Raw genomic sequence first — 24091 nt, forward strand, 5'->3', positions numbered from 1 at the left:
CTTTTAAATAAAAATAGCCTCCCTCTCAAACAGCACACATGAATTTCATATCATATGGAAATATTAAAAGGAAAATTGTTCTAAATCAGGAGGTTTCCTTAATGACAAGCGATACATTTCCACAATTCCCATCATCTTATTGGATTGAATCTACTCAAATCCCGACTTTTCCCCCTTTATCTGAAAATATAAAGACAAAAGTTGCTGTTATCGGTGCTGGTATTACAGGTATTACTACTGCCTATTTACTTGCAAAAGAAGGCATCGATGTTGTATTACTTGATTCTGGTCTTATTTTAAACGGGACGACTGGGCATACAACAGCAAAGATAACAGCGCAACATGATCTTATTTATGATGAATTAATCAATCATTTCGGTATGGAAAAAGCCGGGCTTTACTATGAATCAAATAATCATGCTCTACAATTTATTAATGAAACTGTGCAAACATATAAAATCGACTGTAATTTCTCAAATGAAGATTCATATTTATATACAACTACCGATAAGGGATTAAGAAGTTTATCGAAAGAATATGAAGCATATCAAAAATTAAATATACCTTGTGACTATGTTCAATCTCTACCGATTCCAATTCCAGTACAATCTGCACTTGTCATGAAAAATCAAGCCCAGTTTCATCCCCTTCTTTATTTGAAAACACTTTTAGAAAAGTTTGTGGAGATGGGCGGAAAAGTTTACGAACAAACGACTGCTATGGATGTAGAAAAAGGAGATTCTCCACAAGTCATTACAAAGGGCGGACATCGCATTACTTGTGAATATGTTGTCTCTTGTTCACACTTTCCTTTTTATGATGCGAATAGCTTTTTCTTTACGCGAATGTACGCAGAACGCTCTTATGCTCTTGCTATTAAAACAAAAACAGATTATTCAGGTGGCATGTATTTAAGTATTGATGACCCAAAACGCTCCTTACGCTACACTACAAGCAATGGGGAAAAATTAATTTTAATTGGCGGAGAAAGTCATAAAACAGGACAAGGAATAAACACGATGCTTCATTACGAAGCACTTTATTCTTTTGCGGAAGCAACGTTTGGAATAGATGAAGTTCCTTATAGATGGTCAGCACAAGATTTAATTACGCTAGATAAGCTCCCTTATATTGGACATATTAACGAGAGCAATCCAAATATATTTGTTGCAACTGGATATCGTAAATGGGGAATGACAACTGGAACTGCTGCCGCTCATTTACTGAAGGATTCCATTCTAAAAGTAGACAGTCCATATAAAGAACTGTATGCACCATCACGCTTCCATGCAAATCCAGATATAAAAACGTTCTTCTCCCAAAATCTTGATGTTGCGAAACATTTAATTGAAGGAAAGATTGAAACTGCATTACGTAAACCAGAAGATCTCGAAGTTGGTGAAGGATCTGTCGTACATGTTAACGGGAAACGAGCAGGTGCTTATAAGGACAAAGATGGAAAATTACATATTGTCGATACAACTTGTACACATCTCGGCTGCGAAGTTGAATGGAATAATGGTGATTGTACTTGGGACTGTCCTTGCCACGGTTCACGCTTTTCAATTGAGGGAGATGTTATTGAAGGTCCGGCAGATCAACCGTTAAAACGAGTTGATAATGAGTAAACAAATAAAGAAGTTCAACAGGAATCCTGTTGAACTTCTTTATTTGTTATAAAACCTTTTCATATAAATCCCGATACAAGAAGGAAAATATTAACACCAAATAAAATAATATACTCATCTACAAATTAAAAGGGGTGATTACTATGCAACCTTCAGCTCCACCTCATCTAGAGTCTACAGAAACTATCTTTTCGAGCTCTATTACAAAACTTGTTGTTTTTATTTGTTGGCTAGCTATTCTAGCTGATGGATATGATTTAGGTATTTACGGTGCCGTTCTGCCAAAGCTCCTAGAAGACAAAAGCTGGGCACTTTCGCCGGCACATGCTGGTACAATTGCTAGCTATGCTTTATTTGGTATGTTTATTGGCGCTATTCTAGTTGGAACCATTACAGATCTAATTGGACGGAAATGGACGCTTATATGCTGCTTAGCACTTTTTTCTATCACAATGGGCCTAGCTGCACTTGCTCCTTCTCCCGAATTATTTGGTTTATCTCGGTTTATCGGAGGAATCGGATTAGGTGGTGTTATTCCAACAGCTTCAGCACTTACTGTTGAATATTCACCAAAAAAGCGACAATCTTTTATTTATGCTCTTATGTTTACTGGCTATCCTTTAGGGATCGTGTTAGGCGCTATTTTGTCGATGTTTATGTTAGAAGGTTTCGGATGGAGAACTATGTTTGGCATCGGAATGATTCCACTACTCCTTATTCCTTTCATTATTCGTTATTTACCTGAATCCATTCAATTTTTATTATCACGTAATCGCCAAAAAGAAGTTGACCAAATCCTTAATCGTTTTCAAATTGAATTCTATGTGAAAGATGAAACTCATCAACCCTCATCTAATATGCGAAAGAGAAATGGATTTCTTACTTTATTCTCAAAAGAATACAGAAAAGCAACGCTGCTCTTTTGGATCACTTATATAATGGGTATGTTTTTAATATACGGTTTAAATACTTGGTTACCTCAGATGATGCGACAGGCAGGATACCCTCTTGGATCTAGTTTATCATTCCTACTTATGCTAAATATTACTGCCGCTATCGGTGCATTATTTGCTGGAGCAATCGCCGATCGTATAGGAGCTAAAATTGTTATTAGCATCTCCTATCTTATGGCAGCTATATGTATTGGACTATTAACAATTAAACCATCTGTTACAATCATCTATCTTTTAATTGGTCTTGCTGGAATTGGATCAGTTGGCATTACTCAAATATTAAATGCATATGTAACACAATACTTCCCATCACATATCCGAGCTACTTCCTTAGGCTGGGGACTTGGACTTGGCCGAGTTGGCGCAATTACTGGTCCTATTCTTGTCGGTATTATTATGACAATGCAATATGACTTAGCATGGAATTTTTACTTATTCTCATTTGCAGGTCTTCTTGCAGCTATATCTGTTTTCTTTATTCCTACAAAATAAAAAGAGCACAAACTTACTTGTGCTCTTTTTCGTATACCGCAAACAACATATCTCGAAACAATGTATTTAAACTCTCAATATCGATCCCTAATCCCTTTTCAATTCCTTTTACGTATTGCTGATAGTAATGAATTTGTTCTTCTAAAAATTGATTCAACACCTCAATTTTCAATCCAACATCTAATTCAGTACCTGCCTTTTTCTTTATTAACAACCGTTCAATTTCATCTAATACGCTACGCTCTATTGATAATTCTGTAATTAATCGATCGAATTCTACAGGAGGCAAAGTTATTTTCTCCTCTAGCCACTTACAAGCCAAAATAGGACGCAATACATAAAAGTACTTTTTCAATTTTACATTCTCACCTTGCAAAAATTCACGATAATTTTTTGAAGCCATATGTAGGTAATGGTATATCGTTGCTTTTGGATCAAAATTCTTTTCACTCATTTGCTGAAGCTTTTCTGGAAAATTAGAGTTTTTCGAATAAAAAATGGGTGATCGAATCCATTCGAGTAAAGCTGGGTTTGACTTTGCAAATAGTTGTAACGCTTTTTTTATATCCCATCCGCTTATATCTAAATCATCACTAATCGGATACTCAATTACATCTCGTTTATCATGAATGGATAAATACCATTCTACCGGGTGCATATAAACGAATCTAACATCATAATCACTATCTTTTGATGGAAATCCCCATGCACGACTCCCTGACTCCACAGCGAATAAAATTTTCACATCATTTTCTTTCTCAATTCGTTCTAACTCCAACTTAATTTTCTCTCTCATTTCATACCCTCTCTATTTTTTGATTATTTCCTTGGAAATTCGACAAATATATTACTAAGTTTACTACATACTAAAATAGCTGTCAGAAAATTTCCGACAGCCTGTCAAAATTCGTTATTTTTTACTTGTTCTTTTCAGTTACACTAACCGCAATTCGTTCAAACTCTTTTTGAATCTCCTCTTTGTATGCATCTACTTTTGAAAAATCCATAGCAGCAATATAAATTCGTTCTAATTTATCACGAACTGATTTCGCTTTCGCTAAAAAAGACATCGCCTCATTCATTTTTGCTTTATATTGAATAGAGACGTCACGAATTTCCTCCGCATACTTCTCATCCGTCCCTGGTGTTACAATAAGGGCATACATATCTATAATTTCATCACCTTCACGGCTCGGAAAATATTCATGTGGTGCGGTGCTATCGAAAATCGCAAACCCTAATTCTCTTACGATAACCATATCAAGACTATTTGGATCAAACCCACAATGATATACTTCAACTTCAAATCCTTTTTCTTCTGCTACCTTAGCTAATTTTTTGAGCATTGTTGATTTCCCAGAACCTGGGCGTCCTTTTATAAAATAACGATGTGGTAATCCTTCTGTTAAGTTAGGAACAAAATCAACTGCTCCTTTCGGTGTAGCTGCTCCTAAAAACCGATGTTTCACAAGCGATTGTTTCCCAACTTTATCTGTAAATAATTTCTGAATGAGCTGCTCGGTTAGTTCGTTCGCTTTATTAAAATCAATATTACTAATATATATTTTCTCCCACTCATCATGTATAACTAATGCCTCGTTAAAACGAGCGTAAGCAGCTTGAAAAGCTTTGCTTGCTTCTGAAACAAATCGTTCAATTTCCACTTTCTGCTTTCTTAACTTATCTGAATCCCAAGCAATTCCTAAATTAATATACTCCTCGACAACTCCTGGCATTTTTGGCTCAATAACATGCGGTGATGTTCCATCAACAATTCCTACTTTTAACTTCGGGATAATGACACCATCAACCGATTTATTATCAGAAGAACAGTGTAAAAATTCAATATCATATCCCTTTTCAACCCATTCACGACCTATTACCTTAATTAAAGAAGATTTTCCCGTTCCAGGTCCACCCTTTAAAATAAATAATCTGTTTAGTCCTTTTAAATTCTCTTCATATAAATTATGAAATCCTCTAGCTGTATTTCCACCAGCATAATAATTCAATACCTTCCCTGTCACTGCACTCACTCCTTCGCAGCATTCTATTTACATAAGCTACAATATGCGAGCAACTTTATTTGGGTGAATACCTATTTTGTGTTGCACAGAAAAAGGAAATGAATTACAATTTTATTATCACGAAAATTCCGAACTTTAAATTGAATATACCTTTATCAAGAGAGGCAGAGGGACCGGCCCTTTGAAGCCCAGCAACCTCAGTTTATACAAACTGAATAGGTGCTAATTCCTGCAAAATGCATTGCATTTTGAAAGATAAAACGTAACTATTGTGTGCAAAACTCATCTTTCTTGATTATGAAAGGTGAGTTTTTTATATTTCAAAATATATACTTGGAGGTATTTAAAGTGAAAGTAATTGACCTATCCCAAACATTTGAAAACAATATGTCTCAATTTCCTGGAACACCAAAAATCAATTTAGAAGCCATTACAAGTGTTGAAGAGACAGGATATCAAGTTACAGATTTTCATTCTGTCGTTCATGTTGGTACACATTGTGATGCTCCTGCTCATTTCATTTCAGGCGCAACGACTATTGATCAATTGCCCCTAGATCAATTTGTAGGTGAAGCTGTTCTTATTGATGTAACTCATGTACAAGAACGAAAACTACCTAAAGAAGTATTACACAATGCTGACATAAAAGAAGGTGATATTGTCATTTTCCATTCCAACCTATCTAATAAATGGAATACAGAAGCGTATGAACAAGAAGCCTTTTATCTTTCCGAAGAATTAGCTGAAGAATTAGTTCAATTAAAAGTAAAATCTGTCGGTTTAGATTTCATTTCTCCTGACGAGGTAACGACAGAAACATCACCGATTCATCACATACTACTTGGGAATAATATTTATTTAATCGAAAACTTAACAAACTTAGATGCCATTAATGCGAAACGTTTCTTTTTCTCAGCAGCACCTTTAAAAATTAAAAATAGCGACGGTGCTTTCGCAAGAGCATTCGCTGTAATTTTTTAAACAAACTATACAAAAAAGCAAAGATCATCATTGACCTTTGCTTCTATTTCTTTTATTTAAACTAAGAAAGAATTGCTCAACGCGAGGACGTAACCAAGCTAAATAATCTTTCTCTTTCTTCTTTGTACAAGCTATTTCTTCCCCATCGACCATTCCGACAAGCTCTAGCTCTAACAGTTGCCTCGTAAATGCTAACATATTTATTTCTTCTTCCGGATACTCTTCTTTTAATTTCTCCTCAATTTCCCCTAATAAAAAACCGTCACGCATCATTGCCAATGCATCAATCCAAAGTGGCGGCATTTCATATTTTTCTCCTGTAATTGTATCTTTTACAATATAATTCTTTTGCTCTTTTCGAAATTGAATCGTGTGCAAGCATACAGTCGAATTTAATGTTAATTCCATCATACCACCTCTTTCATAATATCTGCATAGAAAAAAGGATGCGCGTGCACCCCTTCTTTTTCTAACACTACCGAACCGTTACATGAATAACAAATCTCATGTCGATATTTTCCTCCATTATAAACGAAGTATTTTATAAAAAAAACCCTTCTCGAAACATTTTATAAAATGTTTATATTTACGCAACAAGAACACTTTTCTGAAAAATATTTTCTTCTAGCGCATTATGCTATCGGTAAAAAAATCTCCACTTTCATTCCTAGCTCTCCGCTACTTTGAATCGCAATACTTCCTTGCTACTCCTCATGATCAATACAAAAACTCTACATATTATCTCATTAAATGATAAGGAAATTACTTTCAGGACAATATGTACGTTTATAACGCGAAAAGGAAGGAGATTTCCCCTTCCTTTTCATCACAATTTATATCCACCTTACTCGATCATGTAGCAATCCATCCGTAAAGTCATTTCCACCAACTACAAAATCATTCATATATAAATTCAAATATTCTCCGTACTTACTTTCTGTATTTAGTAATAATTCCTCTACATAATAGGCACCTTGTTTAAAGTTATCGAACAGTAAACTACACAAGCCAGCATAAATGCCACATCCTACTTGGAAGTATGTCGCATTCGTTTTATATTTATGAAAAACTTGACTGCTATTCATCACGTTATACATATAGGTCTCGCTATTTTCATAAACGAGTAATACACCGACTAGATCCTCGCCCGCAATCTCTTCTTCAGCTGGATTAAATACTTTACGATTCCAATTCCATAGATCTTCTACCTTATCTAAATTCTGTCTAATTATATTTGTTGTATACTCGTTAATTCGATAAAGAAACCCTACTTCCATGTTAAAGTTTTTCCCTAAAATTAAAACTTCCTCATGCGGCATCAAACAACCATAAAACTCTTTCTCTCCCAACTTTACTTTATACTCTGAAGCATATACATCTTCATAAAAGTAAAGAGGACGATGATGACTCATATACATCGGATAACTCCATATCGCTTCATCTAGAAATCGCTCTACTGCCCATGAAGCATACAGTGTATGAGGCTTTATAAGTGCTGTATCATTCAAAAATGACGTATCATGTTCTACTATATAGCATGCTCTTGGCTTTTCATTCGGGCGTTCCTTCATAAGTTCAACAACCATCCATTGAACGACACCTGGATTCATACCTGAGCCTATAATTGCTTTTGTATTTGTAAATTTATCTTTTTCCTTCTCAAATCTCGTATATCTTTCCGTAAGCTGAAAGCCGATTAAACTATCGTCCTGATCTACTGCCTCGTTTTCCAAAGCTGAATTAATATAACAAATTCCAAGTTCATTACAACAGCTTAATACTCTGATCGTATCTGCCCCCGAAACATCAATAACAACGCTCGTACTACTTTCTTTTAAATGCTTTTTAAATGTCACTACATCTTGGAGGTCTATTTCGGATAAAAACAATTGATCTTTCAAATTTGGAAACAACTCGTCATAATACGTCCTATCTTTTTGTTTTATATCAACCAAATAAAATGTAACATTCTTTATCACTTCATAAATCGGGTCTTTTTCATTTACTATCGCTTGATTTAAAATCGCTAAAACTGCTTTTGCTGCTCCACCAGCACTGCCAAGTAATGTAATCGATAACGAATTTGGAAACTGCTCCACCAACAAAACCCCTTTAATATATTAGTTAAGCAGTTCTCCCTCAAAAAAATAAATTGAATACATCAAAAGATAGCTCGTACATATTCTTTATAATTTCGCACAAAATTTCCTCTTCAACAGTCATACTAACATATTTATATTCAATTCATTTTTTCCCTCATATTCAAATCGATCTAAACAAATAGGCTCGACCTTTTCTTCTACATATAAAAGAAAAAGCCAGCCCTTTCAATTAACTTACGGACAATGGACAGATTTTACATGTTGAATATTTACATACATTTTCGCATCACGCGCCTTTAATATTTCAATATGACCTTCATCAATTTTTGCCATCTTTCCGATTTTATTAGATTCCTCACCTAAATCGAACACCATGATTTTGCCAGCCATTTTAATAAGCTGTTCTTCAAAAGTTCGAGCTAACGTAATATTTAATGGATTCACGGGGAGTTCATTTTTATTGAGGGCATAAGGCACTTGATTTTCTTTATACGGAATTAACCATTTCAAATGCTTTAAAGATATATACACTGTTTTATAAACCGGGCTATAAAAAACGATATAATCGTTCATTACACTTGTAACATATCCATGTATTGGAGCATTTCCAGCTACATAAATTTCTGTAAAAATCCCTTTAGAGGTACTTAATACTTTCCTCAAAGAAATTGAAGGAGATTCTCTCTTAATGACAGAATCAACATCTGGTTTTGCTACTTCTTCATCATGTGGTCGTAAAATTTTATAATGTTGTACATGATATAAAGATATATATACGTAGTCTTGTCCATTGTAAAGAACAACGATATCATTTCCTACGTCTATTAATACACCTTTAAATCTTTTTTCACCGATTAATTTAATATATATATTTTCTCCAATATTTTTATTCAACTCATTCATCTATATCCTCCTTCCTATAAATTTCTTCTTTCCTGTCTTCGGTAAAAAAATAATCAGGGCAAAGTTCTGTCTTAATAGTAAGTAATTCCTTTTCATACTATCGAAATAAGAAATTGTTCTTCTCTTTCCCTCATAATGCCCCTCTTATTTATTAAACATTATTCATCTTCATTCTTTTTACATTTAACTACTTGACTCACACTCTTAATATGATAATTAATGATATAAATGACCTCATCACAGTTTACTAGTGTAATACATTCCTCATGCACTTCACTTAATAAGCCTTCTACACACTCTGGGCCGCCACGATTAATCTTTACCCACTTATACTTCAAGTCACATAATACATCGACAAAAGTATCATCATCAGAGCAGAAACATGAAACATAGCAATCGTCACATTTACTTTCTTTCACTTTCTTAACTAGACTCTTCACGTGTTTCAATTGGTAATATACTAATTCACCAAGAGGGAGTTGTAATGTAAGGTAATCTCTTCCTAACGATACAAGTACCCCTACTCGACTCTCTGGGCCACGAAGATTTACTTTTACAGTCTCACCAACTAAGCACTTAATTTGCTCACAGCATAATACACTCTCCAAATTCATATCCTCCTTTCTTATTATCTTCCTCTACTTGATGGTCTTTGTGCGCGCTCTCGACCTGAACAACAGCTTTCATTATTACTTTCTTCGCTCTCTTCGCACGCTACTGTGACACTCTTAATATGAGGTACTGCAACTAATATAACTTCTTCTTTTACAATTAATGTCACAAACTCACAAGAAACATCTTGTAAGATACCTTCAACTTTCTCTGGGCCACCACGATTAATTTTCACCCAACGATATTTGAAGCTTTGAAGTAGCTTTTCAAAGTCACCTTCACACTCACATTCCAACCATCCACAATCATCTGCTTTACAATCTTTCACATTTTTTGTAACGCTTTTCAGATGACGAATCTGATAGTAATAGAGCTCTCCTTTTTCATTCTTTAATACAAAGTAATCCGAACATACTGCGACTATTGTTCCTTTTTGAGATTCTGGACCACCCCTGTTTACTCTCACAAAAGATCCAATTAAATCTTCCAAGAAATCACAATGAAATAAACTCACGAGAAAACCCCTTCCATTAATTTATAAGCTTTTGCACTGATAGTATATGTATCTGTACAGGTTACGTTCTCTATGTTTGTCCTAGCTAGAAAAAATATGCTTTTAACATGGTAGACTACTACCTATCAAAATTTGAAGAAAGGCTAACAACTCCTTATGCTTTAATATCTTTAAACAAAAAATCCCTTATGAAGATACATTTCTGCATATCTTCATAAGGGATTTCCCATAGTTTAATCTTCGTCTTTAACATCCATATCTTCTGGAATGGGTTCGTTCAATATTTCTTCCACTAATTGCTTATATTTCTCCATTTGTTCTAAATGTGTATTGAATTGTTCTTTATTTAATAAATATTGCTCTCCATCAAATAGTGCACGAATTTTCTTTTGCTGAATTAACTCTTCAATATACGACTTTGGTAAATTCAAATACTCCGCAGCTTCTTCTACTGTTATATACAACTCGTTCATTCCTTTATTATTTTTTCCTATATACTGTATCTTACTTTATTTTTGTAAACAAATAAAAAAGATTTTGTAAATGCAACCTAAAAAGCAGGTAGATGCATTCCATATATTGTATAATAGTATATAGTAAGAATTTTTTAAATATAGAATGGTATTACCCATTTACACAAAGGAGAGTTAACATATGGCTACTCGTCACATCATTACAATGTTAGAAAAAACATTACAAATTGAAACAGAAAACACAATTTCTCATTTAACTGCATCTTTATCTGATCGTATTCTTTCTCAAAGTGCAGCAATACAGGAAAACAATTGTTACCATACAATTGGAGAATGGTACAAAAATCATTTCTTATTCCAACAAGATGATTTCCTTTGGGCTAAATACGTTTTCTATGACGCATATTGTGAGGAAATAAAAAAACAAGGTCATCTTACAAAACGTGTTCGCCAAATATTAGAATCATTAGCTCGAATGCATGGAAAACAGTACATTGCTTCTATATTAAATATGCCATTTCCTAACGAACGGGCTAAAGGAACAGCATAATGTAATACTGTTCTGCGTCAGCAAAACATAGATTCATTGTTTTATAGGAGGATTTACAAATAAAACGTTCATTTCACATGAACTGATGAAACCGGTGTCATTATAATGATTGAAAATATAGTAAACAGGAAAACCCCCATTTATCTCTCTCGTCATTTGAATAGAGAAGTAAATGGGGGTATACTTGTTCCTTTACTATTTCATCATCTGTTTAATCAATTCACGATTTCTCTTCTTAAATACTTCATTATGCGAAGAAACCATTCCATACTCACTTGCATCTGGCTGAATAAATTGTTTCGCTTTATTTACAGCATTTCCAGCATCTTGGAATGCTCCCGCAATTAAGTGTAATTTTCCTTCATGCTTTAAAATATCCCCAGCGGCATATAATCCGTCTACTGAAGACTCACTATTTGCATTCCCTGCAATATAAAAATTATCTATAATCGCAACATCTAACTCACTATTTTCTAATAATGTAATGTCACGTTCATATCCATGATTAATAATAACTTCATCAATCAGTAAATGAGAAACTTCACCTGTCTCATGATTCGTTAATTCTACATATTCAATCGCTTCATGACTATCACCAGCAATTAATTTTGTAATCGATGTATGAAAGAAACACTCAGCTGAGCTGTTCAGCAGTTGCTTCACTTGTGCTTCATGACCAGATAATTCTTCTTTTCTATATGTTACGTATACTTTTTTCGCGATTGGTTCTAATTCATTTGCCCAATCAACGGCAGAATTTCCTCCGCCGGAAATAATGATCGTTTTATCTTTGAAACGCTTTAAAGATTTCACTGTATAATTTAAATTCGATACTTCAAATCGCTCAGCACCTTCAATTGATAACTTTTGTGGTTTCAATATACCACTTCCAGTTGCCACAATAACTGTTTTTGAAAAGTGTTCTTTTCCATCGTTTGCTTTTAACGTAAAAGTGCCATCTTTATTACGAATAATCGATTCTACTTTTGTATTTAATACAACTTCCGGCTGAAATGTTAACCCTTGTTGTACAAGTTGCTCAATTAATTTATCACCTGTAACTGGTAATAGTCCACCTACATCCCAAATCATCTTCTCTGGATAAACATGTATTTTTCCACCTAGCTGTGGTTGAAATTCTATTATTTTCGTTTTCATTTCTCTGAGTCCACTATAAAAAGCTGAATAAAGCCCTGCAGGTCCTCCACCTATCACAGTTACATCAAACAATTCTTCTCGATTCATTCGTGCTCACTCCTCAGCTACTAATCATTGATTATCATTCTCAATAAAATATAACCTGTTTCCGCAAAATTTACAATTAAAATTACTATTGACAATACAACTAGATAAAATTATATTATTTAATGAATCAATAGTGATAATCATTATCAATTTGTTAATAATTAGAAAATTTGAGATTACATCTTCTTTTATTAGTATGGTTAATACTATATTGTGACATCTCACATTCAAGATTTTTAATAAACATTTTGTATTACCACTACTCTTTCAAAAAGATTGCAGTTAAACAAATTATTGTATACACATATCATCTATTTAAAGGAGACAAACGATGAAAAAGTTATTTATTTCACTAACAGTTCTTTTCGTCCTTGTTATGAGCGCTTGTAGCAATGGCTCTACAGACAAAAAGAATGATGCAAAAGGTAGTAAATCAGAAACAATTACATACCAATCTGAAAATGGTAAAGTAGAAGTTCCTGCAAATCCAAAACGCGTTGTTGTTTTATCATCATTCGCTGGTAACGTAATGTCATTAGGTGTAAATCTTGTTGGGGTAGATTCATGGTCTAAACAAAACCCACGTTTTGATAGCAAACTTAAAGATGTTGCTGAAGTATCAGATGAAAATGTTGAAAAAATCGCTGAACTAAATCCAGATTTAATCATCGGTTTATCAAATATTAAAAATGTTGATAAGTTAAAGAAAATCGCTCCTACTGTAACATACACTTACGGAAAAGTTGATTACTTAACACAGCATTTAGAAATTGGTAAGTTATTAAACAAAGAAAAAGAAGCAAAAACTTGGGTTGATGACTTCAAGAAACGTGCACAAGAAGCTGGTAAAGAAATTAAAGCAAAAATCGGTGAAGATGCTACAGTGTCTGTTGTAGAAAACTTCAACAAACAGCTTTATGTATACGGCGAGAACTGGGGCCGTGGAACAGAAATTCTGTACCAAGAAATGAAATTAAAAATGCCTGAAAAGGTAAAAGAAAAAGCATTAAAAGAAGGTTACTACGCATTATCTACTGAGGTATTACCTGAGTTTGCTGGTGATTACTTAATCGTAAGTAAAAACAAAGATACTGATAACTCATTCCAAGAGACAGAATCATATAAAAACATCCCAGCAGTAAAAAATAATCGCGTATACGAAGCAAACATGATGGAATTCTATTTCAATGATCCACTTACATTAGATTTCCAACTGGACTTCTTCAAGAAGAGCTTTCTTGGTAAATAATACAAACATGAGGAATTCTTAAATTAAGAATTCCTCTTCCTTTATTCTATGAAAAGAAAAGATGTGAAACGAATGACAAAAGAACATGACAATACACGTTCTATAGCTTTTACATACAAATTAATTTTAAGCATAATTGCATTCTTTCTTATTTTTATGGTGGCAATGGTATTAGGTGCTGCAGATACTTCAATAAAAGACGTATGGTTAGCACTCACTTCCTCCGCTAAAGGGGATAAAATATCTATTATTCGCGAAATACGTTTGCCCCGTGAAGTTGCTGCTATTTTTGTAGGGGCTGGACTTGCTGTTTCTGGAGCAATTATGCAAGGATTAACACGAAATCCACTTGCAGACCCTGGATTATTAGGATTATCTGGTGGAGCAAATGCTGCACTTGCGTTAACGCTAGCCTTCAACCCTTCCATCAGCTATCTTTACTTAACATTTGCTTGCTTTATAGGTGCTGCAATTGGCGCAATTATGGTATTTGGCATTGGCATGATGAAAAAAGGTGGACTCTCCCCTCTTCGAATTGTATTAGCTGGTGCTGCCGTTTCAGCATTTTTGCTTGCAATTTCAGAAGGTGTCGGCATTTATTTTAAAATTTCACAAGAGGTATCACTTTGGACTGCTGGGGGCGTAATTGGAACAACTTGGGGACAATTAAAAATTATTATTCCAGTCATTTCAATTAGTATCTTTATCGCTATCTTACTAGCAAAAAAATTGACAGTTCTTAGTTTCAGTGAAGAAGTAGCTATTGGACTAGGTCAAAAAATTATTGTTATTAAAACCATTCTATTTATCATTATTATCTTACTTGCAGGTGCGTCTGTAGCACTTGTCGGAAATATGGCATTTATCGGTTTAATGGTACCTCACATGGTACGCCCAATTGTCGGTCCAGATTACCGATTTGTTATACCGATGTCAGCAATTGCTGGTGCTTCCTTTATGCTACTTGCAGATACAATCGGACGTACCATTAACGCTCCGTACGAAACACCAGTTGCTGCTATTGTCGCAATTGTAGGATTACCATTCTTCCTATTCATTGTACGTAAAGGAGGAAAAATGTTCTCATGATCCCATCTATTCTAAGAAAACAACGTCTTATTATACTCGCTTTACTTATCCTAACCATTACAACTATTGTAATTGGAATGGGGCTCGGTTCAGCATCTTTATCTTATGATCGACTACTCCCAACATTAATGGGACAAGGAACTTTTAAAGAGGAGTTCGTTTTATACTCATTAAGACTCCCTAGAATTGTCATTACATTATTAGCTGGTATGGCTCTCGCTTTATCAGGAGCTATTCTGCAAGGACTTACCCGAAATGATTTAGCTGAACCTGGTATTCTCGGAATCAACTCTGGGGCCGGTGTTGCTGTTGCTATTTTCTTCTTATACTTTCCAATAGATGTAGGTTCATTTCTTTACTTACTACCTGTCGTTGGATTTATTGGAGCATTTCTAACAGCTGTTCTAATCTACGTATTTTCATATAGTAAATCAACTGGACTTCAGCCGGTGCGATTAACATTAACCGGTATCGGTTTTGCATTCGCACTATCTGGAATGATGATTGTCCTTATTTCATCCGCAGATCGTATGAAAGTGGACTTTATCGCCAAATGGATTGCCGGTAACATTTGGGGAGATGACTGGATCTTTGTTTTAGCAATGCTTCCATGGTTAATCGTATTCATTCCGTTTGTTTTCTATAAGGCAAACCGATTAAACATTCTAGCATTAAACGAACCGGTCGCAATTGGCGTTGGAATTGAAATTGAAAAAGAACGCAGATACTTATTAGTGGCGGCCGTTGCGCTTGCAGCTGCAGCTGTTTCCGTAACAGGAGGAATTAGCTTTATTGGACTAATGGCTCCTCACATCGCAAAATCTTTAGTAGGTCCAAGGCATCAAATCTTCATGCCTATCGCCCTTTTAATCGGCGGATGGCTATTACTATTAGCAGACACAATTGGACGAAATATCGTTGAGCCTAACGGTATCCCGGCAGGTATTGTTGTCGCTTTAATTGGTGCTCCTTACTTTATGTATTTGTTGCTTAAGAAGGCGTAAAAAACACCCTCAAGAATGAAATCTTGAGGGTATTTTTATCTCCAGCATTTTATTCACTTTTATACATATCAACGCGTTTTACAAAACCATCAGCGACACTGAAATAGATAGCGTAGCCCTCCTTGCGGTATACAAGGGCATCACTATCTATCCCTTCTTCTATTCCATACGGCTCACCTAACCAACTCTTTAACTCATTTACAGGAATATTCATATGTAACCAAATTCTGTTAACTTTTGAAGGAAACATATCCAGGTTATAATCACCATAAGTAACAGTATTAGCTGCATCACAAGCTGTACACTTTGCTTCCTGTAAAGCATCAGGTGTACCAAATTCTTGTTTCACTGCAGATTGTTCTTGTCCAATCACATTCAATCCAAATGGTCCCAAATTCCCGTCAATTAAAGCTGTTTCTAGAACCTGTTTTAGTTCTTGCTTTGTTTTAACTTTAAAATTATAAGAAGAACCAGCGCTATCATTCACCGATATTGATGGAATTGACTTATCTGCATCCGATTCTTTTGCAAGAGTAGTATTTTCTTGAGAAGAACTCTTCTCTCCATTACTACGCCATACTATTTTCTCTCCATGCCAAGCACTGTTATTGTCCTCTTTCATCAAGTACATTCCACTTATACCAAATAGCATCAATATAACCATGCCAAGTGGAATATAGATTCTTTTATCTTTTTTTATAACCTGTAGTACACCTTTCACCTTATTGAAGGTCTTTGAAAGTCTTTCATTAGTTGTACAAGCGAGTAAATATTTATAGAAAGAATCCCAGCCCTGTGTCTTTTTATACAATCTTTTCAAACTAATCATAACAGCGAATGGTACCTCTTCATTTTGTGATATTCGGTAAAAAGAATTTACTTTCTGACGCTTCGATTTCATAAATCGAGCAAGCAAAATAGCAAGGTATTGAGAAGAGCTAAACTCTTTTAATTCTTCACCAGGATATAAATCATGCTCATCTTTTCGTTTAACCATACGCATTTCATAGTCCAAAATCAGATTTAATTTTTGATTCTCTTTCAAACCATGATGCAAAAATTTCATTGTAAACTCAGTCCTTGTCATCAAACCTAAATTCCTAAGATCATGATCATAAACTACCATCGGTAATTGTTTAAATAACTCTGCAGTAAAGGTGATAAAAGTATCCTTTTCTTTTTCGTATAGTTCTAACGATTTGCACATAAGCGCTGCAAATTTTAATAAGTTCGCATAATATTTAATACTTTTCCCATTCTTTATAATTGTTCGTTCCATAATTGGATACTTGCTAACGTGTTGATAAAACTGGTTAGATACTTGGACTGCTTTGTCAATTTCTTTTTTCTGTAATAAAGATTGTATATGAGAAATCGTTTCTATTGCCCATGTTACTACCTGTCCTTGCTCACCTTTAATTAATTGCAATTTATAAACGTTATCTTGCAAATATAACTTTTGAAATTCTATGCCACTCTTTTTCAGCTGCTTATTAACAGTTACAAATGCGCCACCATATAAACTCAATTGAACATACTTATAATGGGTTTTTAATTGTTCCAGATCCACCTTCAACTGTTCATTATATTTATCCCACATTTGTCGTACATTCTCTTGCGCGTTTACTATTTTTAAAGCATCTGGGTCTAATAATTTTGCAAGTCCTTTAACTAAGAAGGAGCCTCCAAACCCCATAATTAACGATGCCATTATTTGTGATACAAGCTGCACAATTTTTTTCCCTGGAAGCCTACTTTGTATATCTCTTAATAATTCTGTATATTGACCATATGCCTCATAGTAATTTTGAAAGTTTTTAATCGTGGTATCCATTGAAAGGTTCATTCTTTTCTTTAACCCCTCAAAAACATTACCTGTAAAATATAATTTTTTAAATAAATGTCCATGTTGATTTTTTGATATTTCTTCAAGAAATTCATAATACACTTTCCCTAAATATGGAAAACTTAGTATCCCCTTCAGCTCATCTCTAATTTCGCCCACCTGAGTTAATTGAAAAAAACGGGTAATATATTGTGAATACATTTCTTTATTATCTGGATTTTGTAAGGGCTTAAAGACTTCTTCTTCTAGCATTTTATTCCGTTTTTCAATACTTTCATGAATTTTTTGGAAAAGTGCCTCTCCTACTCTCTCGACAAAAGATTCAATTTCTTCTGCTACATTATGAGTAAGTTGCTCATATAATTGTTTTTTGGTTTCTAAATACAGCTCTACTGGATTATCAGCTTGCTCTTTTTCTTTTATATAACTCAAAACAGATTCCCCAACAAATCTAAAATATCTAATCCATCTACAGACGTAGACAAAATAGAACCCGCATCCGTTATATCCACAACACTATTCACTACATCTAAAGCGTCCAAATGAGTAGTATCAATCACATCTATATCTATATTCGGGGATATGAATTCTGGACTTGTATCAATTGTCATCCCTTCCCCTAGTGGATTCGAGTTCATATCATATAATTTTTCTCCTGTAGCTGTATTCATTGTTAAGCCACCCGAACTATTAGGCTGTGAGTACCCTATTATCCCTTCAACATTATCATGAAAAGTTTCCCCACCATACATATTTTGGCTAAAAGAAACGGTATGTCCACCTCCAAAATCAAAGGTCGTTCCATCATACGCATTCTCTTGAACACGAGCAATTGTTTCTCCATGACCATCCATTATAACGCCACCACCTTCAACAGGAGACGGCTGATACTCCGCGACCACTTCTCCGCTTCTGCTTTTCAAATCATATCCGCCAGTCAAATTCGGTAAAATAATCTTTTCTTCCAAACTATCATTAGTAGACTGTATTCCCTGAAATAATTGATTCATTAACATTTCACTATTCCCCAAACTCCATTCATCCTTTCATCTTAATAACAGGATTTCAATGATTTTATTATACGAAAAACAGGAATAAATATCCATTCAAAACATAATCATCGTAATGCTCTCTAAATCAATTATTCTCCTTTTCTAATCAAGATTTTAAAGATTCATCTTCTAACTAATAGTCACACCCTTAATCGTCTTAAGATAAAAAAAATACTGATAAGACTTTGATTAAACATTTTAATAATGTTATATTCTTATGTATTAAATTCATACTTAAAAGGAGTATTACTAAATGAAAGCTATCGCTATTATTCTTATCTTAATTGGCATTTTCGGTATATTAATGGGAGGCATGATGTTCGGAGATATCGGTATTGCTGCCATTATTGGTTCATTAGCAGCATTATTCTCTGGAATTGGTTTCTGGAAATTAGATTCTCAGCTAAAAAATATATCTAAATAATTTAAAATCTAAATAGCCGTGTATATAATTTCTTTCACGGCTATTTTTAATCAATAATTAACTTTACTGCTGTCCATACCCTTCAAACTTCTTCGCCAAATTCTCCATCTCATCTTCTGGCAATAACTTAGGCTCTCCGACGCTTTTCGTTTGATAATAAATTTGTGCACAAAACTCAATTTCTTCTGCAACGGTAAATGCCATTTTTATATGATTTGCACCTGCAATTAAACCGTGATTCGCAAGTAAAACAGCACGGCGATCAATCATCCCTTCAAAAGCCGCCTCTGCTAATTGCTTCGTACCAAATGTTTCATACGGTGCACAACGAACATTAGGGCCTGCGAAAGCAATTAAATACGATACTGCGGGCAGTTCCCATCCTAATGATGCAATCGTCTTCGCATAAGGAGAATGTGTATGCACAAGCGCATTTATATCTTCACGCTTTCTATAATAAATAAGGTGCATATCGAGTTCGCTCGATGGTTTTCTCTCTCCCTCTACTACATCGCCATCTAAGTTTAATATAACTACATCTTCAGGCTTCGTTTCATAATAATCTAAACCACTTGGGCTAATGGCAACAAGACCTTGCTCGCGATTGAAAATACTAATATTACCGCCTGTCCCCTTTGTTAAACCGCTAGAAATCATTTTCTTTCCATACGCTACAATTTCTTCTCTTTCTTTTTGTAATAACATATACATCCCCCTCAGTATGAAGCTTATGATGACTGACTTTTTAACTCTATCTACTTATTGAAATAGCTTTTTTAAGTTCTCTGTAAACGGTGCTTTTACAATCCCTTTTTCCGTAATAATCGCTGTTACATTTTCATATGGCGTGACATCAAATGCTGGATTATATACTTTACTTTCTTTCGGAGCAGAATATTGCCCGAAGCGATTGATCACTTCAGAAGCATCTCTTTCCACTGGATTGGTATTAATTGCTCTTCCATCATCTTCTCCCCTTACTTCGCGTAGTGCATTGACTGTTCGTTTAACGTTTCTACAAAGCTTGTACCTGTTTTATATTGATTCGCTCGTAAAATAAATTTCTTTGCAACTTGAAGACAAATACGTTCCGCTCTAGCACGTGATTCCTCATTCTCAATACAAGTAATGTCTTTTACTTTCGCTAGCCCAACAATACGACGAATTAACTCAAGACCCGTCACCGCAGCTGTATCCTCTAATACAGATTGTAAATAGATTTCGTTAAAGCCTTCTTCCTTCGCCATAATCTCTGGCACATGAATATCCCAAGCGTCTAAAAACTTCTTCTTAAATAAATCAATTACCTCCACCATTGTCGATTGTAACCAATCCATCACCTATTTCTTTACACTTTAGCCCCTTTGCATGTTCAAACTTACATAATTTCTCTTTCACATATACAATCACATCGCTAGCTTCCATTAAAAAATACTTCGTGAACTTAGACATGGTTTCCCCTCCACACTAATTGTAAGCGTTTTCTAAAAGCTATAAAAAATAATAGGATTAAATCTTTCATCCTATAATATATGTTCTTCTTTTTGAAATGTATATCTAGGTTTTATTATATCTTGTTAATATCTTGAGTCAATGTTTCTATATCATTGCAATATGCTTCCTAATTATATATTTGAGAGGACAAAAATTGTTCAAAAAGATTCTAGTTCATTTTATTTTATTTATCACACAATTCTTTGTAAAATAGAAATACGCAGTTCCTTTTCAAAAAGACAACTTCTAAGAAATATTTCCTTCCTAAGAATTTATACTTACATCATATCTCTAACATACACACTACTCTTTCAAGCACTCATTGAAAATTTATAAACTTAAAGTTACCTTTCAATTCCCTGTTATCCTTAATTGAGAATAAATATTAATTAAATTGATATAAAGTTCGTTTATTCTCTTGACAAAATAACCACTTCTATATGATAATTAATATCGAATTAGAATTATTATAGTTAATTAAAAAATATATTTTATGAGCACACTATTTTTTGATGCTCAAAACCAACATTTAGGAGGAATTTTAATATGTTATTAATCGGCACAGAAGTAAAACCGTTTAAAGCTAATGCTTACCATAATGGAGAATTTATCCAAGTTACTGACGAAAGTTTAAAAGGAAAATGGAGTGTAGTTTGTTTCTACCCAGCTGACTTCACATTCGTTTGCCCAACTGAACTTGAAGACTTACAAAACCAATATGCAACTCTTAAAGAGTTAGGCGTTGAAGTATACTCTGTATCTACAGACACTCACTTCACTCACAAAGCATGGCATGATAGCTCAGAAACTATCGGTAAAATCGAGTACATCATGATTGGTGACCCAACTCGCACAATCACTACAAACTTCAACGTTTTAATGGAAGAAGAAGGTCTTGCTGCTCGTGGTACATTCATCATCGATCCAGACGGCGTTATCCAATCTATGGAAATCAATGCTGACGGTATCGGCCGTGACGCAAGCATTCTTGTTAACAAAATTAAAGCAGCTCAATACGTACGTAACAACCCAGGTGAAGTTTGCCCAGCTAAATGGCAAGAGGGTTCTGCAACACTTAAACCAAGCCTTGACCTTGTAGGCAAAATCTAAGGAGTTCGATCAAAATGATACTAGATGCAGATATAAAAACACAACTATCCCAATATCTTCAATTAATGGAGAACGATATTTTACTTAAAGTAAGCGCAGGAGACGATGACGTATCTAAAGATATGTTAGCTCTAGTAGACGAATTAGCTACTATGTCATCTAAGATTACAGTAGAAAAAGTTGAATTAGAGAGAACACCAAGCTTTAGCGTAAACCGCCCTGGTGAAGACACTGGTGTCGTATTCGCTGGTATTCCATTAGGACACGAATTTACTTCATTAGTGTTAGCTTTACTACAAGTAAGTGGACGCGCTCCAAAAGTTGAACAAAAATTAATCGATCAAATTAAAAACATTCAAGGCGAATATCATTTTGAATCTTATATCAGCCTAAGTTGTCATAACTGTCCTGATGTTGTACAAGCTCTTAACGTAATGAGCGTTCTTAATTCTGGTATTACACATACTATGATTGATGGCGCTGCATTCAAAGAGGAAGTAGAAAGCAAAGACATCATGGCAGTACCAACAGTTTTCCTAAACGGCGAATCTTTCGGAAGCGGTCGTATGACACTTGAAGAAATTTTAGCTAAAATGGGTAACGGTCCAGATGCATCAGAGCTTTCTGATAAAGATCCATACGATGTTCTTGTTGTTGGTGGCGGCCCTGCTGGTGCAAGTGCAGCAATTTATGCAGCACGTAAAGGAATCCGCACTGGTATCGTTGCTGAACGCTTCGGTGGTCAAGTAATGGATACTATGGGTATTGAGAACTTCATCAGCGTAAAACGCACTGAAGGTCCTAAGCTAGTAGCAAGTCTTGAAGAGCACGTTAAAGAATATGACATCGATGTAATGAATCTACAACGTGCGAAACGTTTAGAGAAAAAAGAACTTATTGAAGTGGAACTTGAAAACGGCGCTATTCTGAAAAGTAAAAGCGTAATCGTTTCAACAGGTGCTCGCTGGCGTAATGTTGGCGTACCAGGTGAAGCTGAGTTCAAAAATAAAGGTGTAGCATACTGCCCACACTGTGACGGTCCATTATTCACTGGAAAAGACGTAGCAGTTATTGGCGGAGGTAACTCTGGTATTGAAGCAGCTATCGACTTAGCAGGTATTGTTAATCACGTAACTGTTCTTGAATTCATGCCAGAATTAAAAGCTGATGCTGTATTACAAGAACGTCTTAACAGCTTACCAAACGTAACTGTTCTGAAAAACGTTCAAACGAAAGAAATTACTGGTACTGATAAAGTAAACGGTATTTCTTACATCGATCGTGAAACTGAAGAAGTTCATCACGTTGAATTACAAGGTGTATTCGTACAAATCGGTCTTGTTCCAAACACAGACTGGTTAGGCGAAACAGTTGAACGCGTTCGCGGTGAAATCGTAACAGACAAGCACGGCGCTACAAACGTACCAGGAGTGTTTGCTGCAGGTGACTGTACAAATAATCCGTACAAACAAATCATCATCTCTATGGGTTCAGGTGCAAACGCAGCTTTAGGTGCATTTGATTACTTAATCCGTAACTAATATAGACGTGAGTAAAAGACGCATTACCAATTAGGTAATGCGTCCTTTTTATTACAATGTATCTACGTAGTCGTCAAAATCCTTCCAACATAGTATTGTATACGGCGACCCTATATCCAATACTACTTTTACATCCTCTGCCACTACTTTGATTCTTTTTAATGTGCTGTCTCTTTTTCCGGCCGGATAAATAGCAATTTTTACAACTTCCTGTTTTCCACCCTCATAAATCTTTATTTTCAATTCTAATTGGTCTATTTCTTCTTTTGAAGGAATCTCTTTTCCTTCCCAATCACACATTTCGAACAGAGGATATCGATCTCCATGCCATTCCTCAACAATTTCAATGACTTTAAGGATAATATAATTCCCCGATACTAATTCATAACTAACAGCATCACCTGCTTTTAAAGAAGTATTAGCTATAAATCTCTTCGGTACTTTTTTCGCTTCTGGCTGCGGAGAATTTAACTGTTCTCTTAATTTATTTAAAACTACTTCACGTTTCTTCTGTAATTTAGGTTCTTCTTCCCAGCGAGCTAAATCTGTACCACTCTCTATTATTTGCAATGCCTCCTGCTTAACATTCTCTTGAAGTCTCCCTAACCTCCATTGTATGGAAGCAAATACTAACCAAAAGGCAATAGTTTCTTCATCATCTAATTCATTCTTGTACTCCTCAATTACAATCCTACTTGCTTCCTCATTTGAATATTCATTTGCTAACAAATCCTTATATAGTAACTTAATATCTTCAGCAATATCGTCTGATAATATTGCTACTCCCCCAAGCACCCATACA

Annotated in this window: 23 protein-coding genes, 3 pseudogenes and 1 riboswitch; of the genes and pseudogenes, 10 read left to right on the top strand and 16 right to left on the bottom strand. The window is 34.8% G+C overall.

The annotated features are described in order from the left end of the window. Window positions 1-101: 101 nt before the first annotated feature. Together LMD38_RS24055 and LMD38_RS24060 are read left to right on the top strand one after the other, a co-directional pair. Window positions 102-1628, top strand: coding sequence for an FAD-dependent oxidoreductase (locus LMD38_RS24055; protein WP_073530566.1), 1527 nt, complete (start codon window positions 102-104; stop codon window positions 1626-1628). A gap of 143 nt (window positions 1629-1771) precedes the next feature. Further along, window positions 1772-3073, top strand: coding sequence for an MFS transporter (locus tag LMD38_RS24060; RefSeq protein WP_001183095.1), 1302 nt, complete (start codon window positions 1772-1774; stop codon window positions 3071-3073). A gap of 13 nt (window positions 3074-3086) precedes the next feature. Here the strand turns inward: LMD38_RS24060 and LMD38_RS24065 are convergent, their stop codons facing one another. Continuing rightward, complete coding sequence (locus LMD38_RS24065) at window positions 3087-3869, bottom strand: nucleotidyltransferase domain-containing protein (RefSeq protein ID WP_001208293.1); 783 nt, start codon at window positions 3867-3869, stop codon at window positions 3087-3089. Between the two features lie 121 nt (window positions 3870-3990). Then, the gene (locus LMD38_RS24070) at window positions 3991-5100 is read right to left on the bottom strand and encodes a PRK06851 family protein (protein WP_227585332.1); all 1110 of its coding nucleotides are present in this window, start codon (window positions 5098-5100) and stop codon (window positions 3991-3993) included. 149 nt (window positions 5101-5249) lie between these two features. Next, a riboswitch (SAM riboswitch) is annotated at window positions 5250-5362 on the top strand. A gap of 86 nt (window positions 5363-5448) precedes the next feature. On the opposite strand from LMD38_RS24070, the gene LMD38_RS24075 reads away from it, so the two are divergent. After that, window positions 5449-6081 carry a cyclase family protein gene (locus LMD38_RS24075; RefSeq protein ID WP_000862960.1) on the top strand — a complete coding sequence of 211 codons (633 nt, stop codon included), beginning with the start codon at window positions 5449-5451 and terminating at the stop codon, window positions 6079-6081. 27 nt (window positions 6082-6108) lie between these two features. On the opposite strand, the gene LMD38_RS24080 is transcribed toward LMD38_RS24075, so the two are convergent. From LMD38_RS24080 to LMD38_RS24105, 6 genes are all read right to left on the bottom strand, one after another. Then, window positions 6109-6489: a hypothetical protein gene (locus tag LMD38_RS24080; RefSeq protein WP_000424113.1), complete on the bottom strand. Its 381-nt coding sequence runs from the start codon at window positions 6487-6489 to the stop codon at window positions 6109-6111. 425 nt (window positions 6490-6914) lie between these two features. Then, window positions 6915-8180, bottom strand: coding sequence for a hypothetical protein (locus LMD38_RS24085; protein ID WP_000434744.1), 1266 nt, complete (start codon window positions 8178-8180; stop codon window positions 6915-6917). A 237-nt stretch (window positions 8181-8417) separates the two neighbouring features. After that, window positions 8418-9086, bottom strand: coding sequence for an LSm family protein (locus LMD38_RS24090; protein WP_001004262.1), 669 nt, complete (start codon window positions 9084-9086; stop codon window positions 8418-8420). 158 nt (window positions 9087-9244) lie between these two features. After that, window positions 9245-9694, bottom strand: coding sequence for a hypothetical protein (locus tag LMD38_RS24095; protein ID WP_000446703.1), 450 nt, complete (start codon window positions 9692-9694; stop codon window positions 9245-9247). A gap of 20 nt (window positions 9695-9714) precedes the next feature. After that, window positions 9715-10212 carry a spore coat protein gene (locus LMD38_RS24100; RefSeq protein ID WP_073530562.1) on the bottom strand — a complete coding sequence of 166 codons (498 nt, stop codon included), beginning with the start codon at window positions 10210-10212 and terminating at the stop codon, window positions 9715-9717. Between the two features lie 233 nt (window positions 10213-10445). After that, window positions 10446-10685, bottom strand: coding sequence for a helix-turn-helix domain-containing protein (locus LMD38_RS24105; protein ID WP_001004507.1), 240 nt, complete (start codon window positions 10683-10685; stop codon window positions 10446-10448). A 181-nt stretch (window positions 10686-10866) separates the two neighbouring features. Between LMD38_RS24105 and LMD38_RS24110 the strand changes: the two genes are divergently transcribed. Next, a complete protein-coding gene (locus tag LMD38_RS24110) occupies window positions 10867-11235 on the top strand; it encodes a hypothetical protein (RefSeq protein ID WP_000235471.1) in 369 nt (122 codons plus the stop codon). Window positions 11236-11430: 195 nt separating this feature from the next. Here the strand turns inward: LMD38_RS24110 and LMD38_RS24115 are convergent, their stop codons facing one another. Beyond that, window positions 11431-12480, bottom strand: a complete 1050-nt coding sequence (locus LMD38_RS24115; RefSeq protein WP_001078292.1) for an NAD(P)/FAD-dependent oxidoreductase — start codon at window positions 12478-12480, stop codon at window positions 11431-11433. Window positions 12481-12811: 331 nt separating this feature from the next. On the opposite strand from LMD38_RS24115, the gene LMD38_RS24120 reads away from it, so the two are divergent. The 3 genes from LMD38_RS24120 to LMD38_RS24130 are packed head-to-tail and all read left to right on the top strand — an operon-like array spanning window position 12812 to window position 15822. Then, window positions 12812-13729, top strand: coding sequence for an iron-hydroxamate ABC transporter substrate-binding protein (locus LMD38_RS24120; RefSeq protein ID WP_000732578.1), 918 nt, complete (start codon window positions 12812-12814; stop codon window positions 13727-13729). 48 nt (window positions 13730-13777) lie between these two features. Next, entirely contained in the window at window positions 13778-14818 is a 1041-nt protein-coding gene (locus LMD38_RS24125) for a FecCD family ABC transporter permease (protein WP_011039957.1), read from the top strand. Next, complete coding sequence (locus LMD38_RS24130; protein WP_000613093.1) at window positions 14815-15822, top strand: FecCD family ABC transporter permease; 1008 nt, start codon at window positions 14815-14817, stop codon at window positions 15820-15822. The genes LMD38_RS24125 and LMD38_RS24130 overlap by 4 nt, the downstream gene beginning before the upstream one ends. Window positions 15823-15871: 49 nt before the next feature. Here the strand turns inward: LMD38_RS24130 and LMD38_RS24135 are convergent, their stop codons facing one another. Then, the gene (locus tag LMD38_RS24135; protein ID WP_061183774.1) at window positions 15872-18100 is read right to left on the bottom strand and encodes a hypothetical protein; all 2229 of its coding nucleotides are present in this window, start codon (window positions 18098-18100) and stop codon (window positions 15872-15874) included. Continuing rightward, window positions 18097-18699 carry a hypothetical protein gene (locus LMD38_RS24140; RefSeq protein WP_228920008.1) on the bottom strand — a complete coding sequence of 201 codons (603 nt, stop codon included), beginning with the start codon at window positions 18697-18699 and terminating at the stop codon, window positions 18097-18099. The genes LMD38_RS24135 and LMD38_RS24140 overlap by 4 nt, the downstream gene beginning before the upstream one ends. Window positions 18700-18973: 274 nt before the next feature. Here LMD38_RS24140 and LMD38_RS24145 point away from each other — a divergent pair, with 274 nt between their 5' ends. Further along, a complete protein-coding gene (locus LMD38_RS24145; protein ID WP_000643652.1) occupies window positions 18974-19144 on the top strand; it encodes a hypothetical protein in 171 nt (56 codons plus the stop codon). Between the two features lie 63 nt (window positions 19145-19207). On the opposite strand, the gene LMD38_RS24150 is transcribed toward LMD38_RS24145, so the two are convergent. From LMD38_RS24150 to LMD38_RS24165, 4 genes and pseudogenes are all read right to left on the bottom strand, one after another. Next, entirely contained in the window at window positions 19208-19849 is a 642-nt protein-coding gene (locus LMD38_RS24150; protein WP_000926546.1) for an L-fuculose-phosphate aldolase, read from the bottom strand. A gap of 54 nt (window positions 19850-19903) precedes the next feature. Beyond that, window positions 19904-20080 (bottom strand): annotated as a pseudogene (locus tag LMD38_RS24155) (S-methyl-5-thioribose-1-phosphate isomerase); the annotation flags it as partial. A 41-nt stretch (window positions 20081-20121) separates the two neighbouring features. Next, window positions 20122-20481: pseudogene (locus LMD38_RS24160) on the bottom strand (5-methylthioribose kinase); the annotation flags it as partial. Beyond that, complete coding sequence (locus tag LMD38_RS24165; RefSeq protein ID WP_073530559.1) at window positions 20444-20596, bottom strand: 5-methylthioribose kinase; 153 nt, start codon at window positions 20594-20596, stop codon at window positions 20444-20446. The gene LMD38_RS24165 and the pseudogene LMD38_RS24160, both read right to left, overlap by 38 nt. 588 nt (window positions 20597-21184) lie before the next feature. Between LMD38_RS24165 and ahpC the strand changes: the two genes are divergently transcribed. Both ahpC and ahpF read left to right on the top strand, forming a co-directional pair. Beyond that, window positions 21185-21748: an alkyl hydroperoxide reductase subunit C gene (gene ahpC, locus LMD38_RS24170; protein ID WP_000924422.1), complete on the top strand. Its 564-nt coding sequence runs from the start codon at window positions 21185-21187 to the stop codon at window positions 21746-21748. Window positions 21749-21762: 14 nt separating this feature from the next. Then, complete coding sequence (gene ahpF, locus LMD38_RS24175; RefSeq protein ID WP_000599493.1) at window positions 21763-23289, top strand: alkyl hydroperoxide reductase subunit F; 1527 nt, start codon at window positions 21763-21765, stop codon at window positions 23287-23289. Window positions 23290-23340: 51 nt separating this feature from the next. On the opposite strand, the pseudogene LMD38_RS24180 reads toward ahpF, so the two are convergent. Further along, window positions 23341-24088 (bottom strand): annotated as a pseudogene (locus LMD38_RS24180) (hypothetical protein). Between the last annotated feature and the right edge of the window lie 3 nt (window positions 24089-24091).

Origin of the sequence: Bacillus pacificus, from assembly GCF_020861345.1 — a bacterium.
GTDB lineage: Bacteria > Bacillota > Bacilli > Bacillales > Bacillaceae_G > Bacillus_A > Bacillus_A pacificus.

Bases quoted from the DNA above. Each gene is read 5' to 3' on its own strand.
- ahpC (WP_000924422.1), top strand. From the start codon at position 21,185: ATGTTATTAATCGGCACAGAAGTAAAACCGTTTAAAGCTAATGCTTAC.
- LMD38_RS24120 (WP_000732578.1), top strand. From the start codon at position 12,812: ATGAAAAAGTTATTTATTTCACTAACAGTTCTTTTCGTCCTTGTTATG.
- LMD38_RS24090 (WP_001004262.1), bottom strand. From the start codon at position 9,086: ATGAATGAGTTGAATAAAAATATTGGAGAAAATATATATATTAAATTA.
- LMD38_RS24105 (WP_001004507.1), bottom strand. From the start codon at position 10,685: ATGAACGAGTTGTATATAACAGTAGAAGAAGCTGCGGAGTATTTGAAT.
- LMD38_RS24125 (WP_011039957.1), top strand. From the start codon at position 13,778: ATGAAAAGAAAAGATGTGAAACGAATGACAAAAGAACATGACAATACA.
- LMD38_RS24065 (WP_001208293.1), bottom strand. From the start codon at position 3,869: ATGAGAGAGAAAATTAAGTTGGAGTTAGAACGAATTGAGAAAGAAAAT.
- LMD38_RS24150 (WP_000926546.1), bottom strand. From the start codon at position 19,849: ATGTTATTACAAAAAGAAAGAGAAGAAATTGTAGCGTATGGAAAGAAA.
- LMD38_RS24130 (WP_000613093.1), top strand. From the start codon at position 14,815: ATGATCCCATCTATTCTAAGAAAACAACGTCTTATTATACTCGCTTTA.
- LMD38_RS24080 (WP_000424113.1), bottom strand. From the start codon at position 6,489: ATGGAATTAACATTAAATTCGACTGTATGCTTGCACACGATTCAATTT.
- LMD38_RS24115 (WP_001078292.1), bottom strand. From the start codon at position 12,480: ATGAATCGAGAAGAATTGTTTGATGTAACTGTGATAGGTGGAGGACCT.
- LMD38_RS24060 (WP_001183095.1), top strand. From the start codon at position 1,772: ATGCAACCTTCAGCTCCACCTCATCTAGAGTCTACAGAAACTATCTTT.
- LMD38_RS24110 (WP_000235471.1), top strand. From the start codon at position 10,867: ATGGCTACTCGTCACATCATTACAATGTTAGAAAAAACATTACAAATT.
- LMD38_RS24055 (WP_073530566.1), top strand. From the start codon at position 102: ATGACAAGCGATACATTTCCACAATTCCCATCATCTTATTGGATTGAA.
- ahpF (WP_000599493.1), top strand. From the start codon at position 21,763: ATGATACTAGATGCAGATATAAAAACACAACTATCCCAATATCTTCAA.
- LMD38_RS24145 (WP_000643652.1), top strand. From the start codon at position 18,974: ATGAAAGCTATCGCTATTATTCTTATCTTAATTGGCATTTTCGGTATA.
- LMD38_RS24165 (WP_073530559.1), bottom strand. From the start codon at position 20,596: ATGTCTAAGTTCACGAAGTATTTTTTAATGGAAGCTAGCGATGTGATT.